Origin of the sequence: Desulfovibrio sp. OH1186_COT-070, from assembly GCF_003860215.1 — a bacterium.
Taxonomy (GTDB): Bacteria; Desulfobacterota; Desulfovibrionia; order Desulfovibrionales; family Desulfovibrionaceae; genus Desulfovibrio.
On the sequence record NZ_RQYH01000123.1, the window covers coordinates 1 to 716 of the forward strand.

2 protein-coding genes are annotated in these 716 nt (G+C 29.3%); one reads left to right on the forward strand and one right to left on the reverse strand.

The features are described from left to right. Positions 1 to 297: recombinase family protein (locus tag EII23_RS12160; protein WP_148091281.1), on the reverse strand; the 297-nt coding region annotated here is incomplete at its 3' end. Positions 298 to 518: 221 nt separating this feature from the next. Here EII23_RS12160 and EII23_RS12165 point away from each other — a divergent pair. Further along, positions 519 to 716 (forward strand): helix-turn-helix transcriptional regulator (locus EII23_RS12165; protein ID WP_148091282.1); only part of this gene is annotated, 198 nt, incomplete at its 3' end.

The window sequence follows — 716 nt, forward strand, 5'->3', positions numbered from 1 at the left end:
TGATTTATCCATCGTTATATTTTCTTCTAAACTATGAAAACTCACACCTCGATTATTAAGTTCATTAACTAATGTGATTAAATCTTCCATGTTACGTCCTAGTCTATCTAGCCTCCAAACAACAATCGTATCTCCTGACCTCGCAAATTCAATAGCTTTATCTAAACCAGGTCGCTTACTTTTTGAACCACTCATATGATCACTAAATATTTTTTCACAACCATATTGATTTAACCGATCTTCCTGTAAATCCAAGTTCTGTAATCCAGTTGAAACTCTTGCATAACCTATTTTCAAGATACAAACCTCCTATATATTTTTTTAGTGTACCATAACTTAAATAAAAGGTGTTTTATGAACATAGATTATTTGTTGGGTTATTGAACACATAATTCCATATAATACTTATTTATTTATACAAAAAAGAAAGTGTACAGAAAATGGTTATTTTCTGTACACTCTCTTAAAGTAAAAAAACATCTTGACATATCGTTTTTTTAACGATTTATTATAGATATATGGAAAAATTAGAAGTTTTTAAAGCATTAGCTAGCCCCACTAGAATTCAAATACTAGATTGGTTGAAAGACCCTGAAAGTAATTTCGGTGATCAGGAAGGTATTGATTTAGTAAAAATAGGCGTTTGTGTGAGTCAAATTAAAAAGAAATTAGATATGACACAGTCTACTACATCACAACACTTATCTATATTAAAT